At 66.8% G+C, this 4,446-nt stretch carries 3 protein-coding genes; 1 reads left to right on the plus strand and 2 read right to left on the minus strand.

Annotation, left to right across the window (positions count from 1 at the left end):
* On the minus strand, positions 1 to 1,219 hold a 1,219-nt coding region (locus ACTHLF_RS21445), incomplete at its 3' end, for an Hsp70 family protein (protein WP_440330299.1).
* Positions 1,220 to 1,343: 124 nt separating this feature from the next.
* Here ACTHLF_RS21445 and ACTHLF_RS21450 point away from each other — a divergent pair.
* Positions 1,344 to 3,089 (plus strand): M28 family metallopeptidase, encoded by a 1,746-nt coding sequence (locus ACTHLF_RS21450; protein WP_440330301.1) that lies wholly within the window; start codon positions 1,344 to 1,346, stop codon positions 3,087 to 3,089.
* A gap of 120 nt (positions 3,090 to 3,209) precedes the next feature.
* On the opposite strand, the gene ACTHLF_RS21455 is transcribed toward ACTHLF_RS21450, so the two are convergent.
* The coding region (locus tag ACTHLF_RS21455) for a porin (RefSeq protein ID WP_440330302.1) at positions 3,210 to 4,446 on the minus strand (1,237 nt) is incomplete at its 5' end.

Raw genomic sequence — 4,446 nt, forward strand, 5'->3', positions numbered from 1 at the left:
CAGGCGAGTCAGCAATGTCGCCATGGGCCTCGGCAAGCAACCGCGCCATGCGGTCGAGGAAGTCCTCGGAAGCCACCTGGAAATCCCCGCTGGCAGCCTGCCGGGCAAGGCCGGGCTCGATGAAGTCGAGGTCCGCGGTGGCCAGCCCGGCGCCGGAAAGCTCGATCTTCATCCGCTCGGCCTGCTGGTTCAGCCGCGTCGTGGCGCCTGTGCCCTGCAACGCGCGCAGGCGCGAGGCATAGGGCTCATCCACCCGGCGGTAGTCCTGCTTGCGGAACTCACGCTGCTTCGGGAGGTTGTGCACGCTGGCGGCCTCGACGAAATGGTGGATCGGGACGCCGGAATCGTCCCTGCCGAACAGCGGCATCAGGCTGTGCAGGCTCATGCCCACGTCCAGGTCGGTGCCGCCGCGGGGCAAGCCCCAGCTACGGTGCATGACTGGCGCGGCACCCGCGCCGAGCTCCGCGTAGGCGACGTCCGTGGTGCCGCCGCCGATATCCACGATCAGCGCCCGCTGCCGATCGGCCAGCGACAGGTGGTAGTGCATGGCGGCAGCTGCCGGCTCCTCCAGGAAGGACACGCTGTCGAAGCCCGCGACACCCGCGGCCTCGCGCAGGATCCCCAGCGCCTGCTCACCGCCGGCGGGGCCCATGGAGCTACGGAATTCAACCGGCCGCCCGATCACCGCCTCACGAACCGGCGTGCCGAACTGGCGAGTCGCGGTCAGGCGTACGTGCTCGAGGATATGCGCCGCGATACTGACAATGGTCTTGCGCACGCGTGGATCGAGCTTGTAGCCGAACATGGATTTCGGCGATTCGATCAGGTTGCCCGTGCCCTCTTCCAGGTAGGCCTCCACGGCCTCCTCGCCAAACAGCGCATCCTGGAAACTGGCCACCGAGGAAGACGAGGCCTCGCGGATCCGCTCCTCCATCCACTGGCGGCGCACGACGCGGATGGCATCGCGGCGTACTTCGCCTTCGGGACGTGGCGTGCGGCCGGTGCGGCGCTCATCGGCCCGGGTGGCGCGGATGATCGTATCGACCTGGGCTTCGAGCGTCGGGGTCAGCACGAAATCGTCGAAGTCGGGGACCACCTCGGGGAAGAACACCGCGGTACGGAACTGGCGCTCGTCGCCAAAGCGGACGAGCTGCAACTGCCCGTCCACCACGGCGGCGGCGGCGGAGTAGCTGGTACCGAAGTCGATGCCGATGCGCATGGGAAGGCTCATTCCAGACCGGGAAAACCGTCCATTATGACTGGCTCCGGTATCAGGCGACAGCGGGACGGTTGCCGCTACACTCGGGGTCCGAGCCACAGACGCCCAAGGGAATCCCCGACCTATGCGCCGAATCGCCCTCGCCTGCCTGTCAGCCCTTGCCCTGGCGGCCTGCCAGAACCACGACCAGGACAAGATCGCCCCGGCCGCCGCCAGCACGGCGCCCGCAAAGCCGTCGACCTCCCCGCCGCCGCCACTGCCGGCCGTGGCCAACGAGCATCACGATTTCACCCCGGATATCACGGCAGCCGATTTTGCTGCGCACCTGCGGGTGATCTCCTCCGATGAGTACGACGGCCGCAAGCCGGGCACGCTGGGCGAGCGCCTGACGACGAACTACATCATCGCGGCGTTCAAGGCAGCCGGCCTCGAACCCGGCAACAAGGGTGAATGGGTGCAGACGGTGCCCGCGGTTTCCACCGAGCTGACCGGCCAGGACAGCCTGAAACTCGACGTCAGCGAAGGCGGCGGCACGGAGTCCTTCGCGTTCGGCAAGGACATGGTCGTCGGCACCCTCCAGGCCAAGTCCGATGTGGAGCTGAAGGATTCAGACATCGTGTTCGCCGGCTACGGCGTTGATGCCCCGGAAGCGCAGTGGAACGACTTCGACGGCGTGGACGTCAAGGGCAAGACACTGATCGTGCTGGTCAACGACCCGGGCTGGAATGGCAACGACCCGAAGCTGTTCAAGGGCCGCGAGATGACCTACTACGGCCGTTGGACGCACAAGTTCGAGGAAGCCGCCCGCAAGGGCGCCGCCGCGGTCTTCATCGTCCACCAGACCGAACCGGCCGCGTACGGCTGGAACGTGGTGCAGAGCGGCTGGACGACGCCGCGGCTCGACCTGCCGGAAAGCGAAAGCCCGGCGCCCCGGGTCCCGGTCGCCGGCTGGCTCACGCACGAAGCGGCACAGCGACTGTTCGCGAAAGCCGGCAAGAGCTTCGACGACCTGGCGAAGCAGGCCGACGTGCGCGGCTTCAAGGCCGTGCCGCTCGACGCGAAGGCCAACATCCAGCTCCACAGCAACATCACGCATTCGCTCAGCAACAACGTGATCGGCATGGTGAAGGGCAGCGAGAAGCCCGACGAGGCCGTGGTCTACACCGCCCACTGGGATCACCTGGGGCATGACCCGGCGCTCAAGGGCCACGCGATCTACAACGGCGCCATCGACAACGGCACCGGCATTGCCGCCATGCTCGAGATCGCCGCGAAGTTCGGCCAGGAAAAGCCGAAGCGTTCCGTGGTGTTCGCCGCCGTGACCATGGAGGAATCCGGCCTGCTGGGTTCGGCCTACTACGTGGCGCATCCGCCCTTCCCGCTCAACAAGACCGTCGCCGACATCAACATGGATGCGCTCGCGATCGGCGGGCCCACGAAGGACATGATCGTGACCGGCCTCGGCCAGGGCACGCTGGAAGACACGCTGGCCGAGGTGCTGAAAACCGACAACCGCGTGGTCGCCGGCGATGCCTCCCCGGAGAAGGGCCACTACTTCCGTTCGGATCACTTCAACTTCGCAAAGGCCGGCGTCCCTGCGCTGGCCGCAGGCGGCGGCATCGACATGGTCAACGGCGGCAAGGCTGCCGGCCAGGCTGCTGCCGACGACTACAACAAGAACCGCTACCACCAGCCCACCGACGTCTATGACATGCGCTGGGACTTCACCGGCGTGATGCAGAACGTGATGGCGTACTACAAGGTGGGCGACAACCTCGCCAACAGCGATGAATGGCCCGCCTGGAAGGACGGCAGCGAGTTCAAGGCCGCCCGGGAGAAGTCCCTGGCCACCGGCACCAAGAAGAAATAACGCAACACGGTAGGAGCCCACCCTGTGGGCGACGCTTTTCGCGACCAGGCAACAGGCCCTGCTGCTTTCCCGCGGAAGATGTCGCCCACAGGGTGGGCTCCTACGATGCGTGCGCCGGCTTTAGTAATTCACCTGCAACTGCACGCGCACCAGCTTGCCGTTGACCATCGGGTACGGCGCCGCGCTCACATCGGTGCGGCGCATGTTGGCGAAGGCGACGGCCAGCTCGATCGCGCTGCTCGGCTGCCATTCCACGCCGGCCTCGAGCTCGTCCACGTTCATCTTCGGCGCATTGGTATCGAACTTCGCCGCACCGCGGTAGGTCTGCCATTTCGCGTACGGGATCATCGAGCCGTACTCGCCATCGAACTTGTACATGAGCTGCGCGTAGCCGCCGCGGAGTGACTTCGTGCGGATCACGCGGCGCGCGACGTCGAGCTCAGGGCCTTTGCCAACGGTCCACTCGGCCTGGAACCCGAACGGCTGCGGGTAGTACACGACGTGCGCGGCGACGCGGCGATCGACCGAGCCTTCCTCCGGCGCATCCACCCGCGGGGTGAACGTGGCTCCGTTGATCGTGGCCGAGCCCGTCGATACCACGTAACGACCCGTATAGGCGTCCGCGCCGACCTCGAGGTACTGCCCGTTCGCCAGCTTGAACGGGTACGAGAAGTGCACGACGGTGTGCAGCTGGTCGTTGCGATCCGGCCGGTTCGCGCCCTGCCCGTTGTACACGCCGATGCCGAACATGCCGTAATCACCCGAGCCCTTCAGGCCGGACTTCTGCAGGTAGCTGAAGCGCTCCTTCACCTCGGTCGGCGACCAGTAGGCGAACACGCCCAGGTCGCGCTCGTCGCGTACACCGGAGTTCAACGCGTCGGCACGATCCAGCGCGATGCGGTTCTGGCTCGACTGCAGGTCTTCCCAGCCATACGGCACCTTGGACTGGCCCGCGCGGATGCGCCAGGTCTTTTCCTTGTTGAGCCAGAGGTCGGCGTAGGCATCGCGGAGCTGGGCGAAGTTCGTGGTCGACGAGCCCGACGGCGTACTGGCGAAATCCGGCTGGATGTAGATCGACATCTTGTCGGAGACATCGCCGCTGATCACGACGCGCGCACGGCGGATCCCGAAGCCCTGGTCGCGGCCGATGAAGCGGTCACCCGGCGACTTCAGGTCTTTCGCGCCATCGTCCAGGCCCTGGTTGTAGCGCATCTGCACATAGCCGCGGTTGCCGATGTTGTCGTACCACGCCTTGGCCGACGACTTCGCGGCGGCGGCAGGCGCGGCCGATGCCGCGGTTGCACCCGCCGCGACCGGCGCCGCGGCCGTGGTGGAGGCGCTCGAAGCCCTGGGCGCC

Source organism: Luteibacter sp. (genome assembly GCF_051958795.1).
In the GTDB taxonomy this organism is placed as follows: Bacteria; Pseudomonadota; Gammaproteobacteria; order Xanthomonadales; family Rhodanobacteraceae; genus Luteibacter.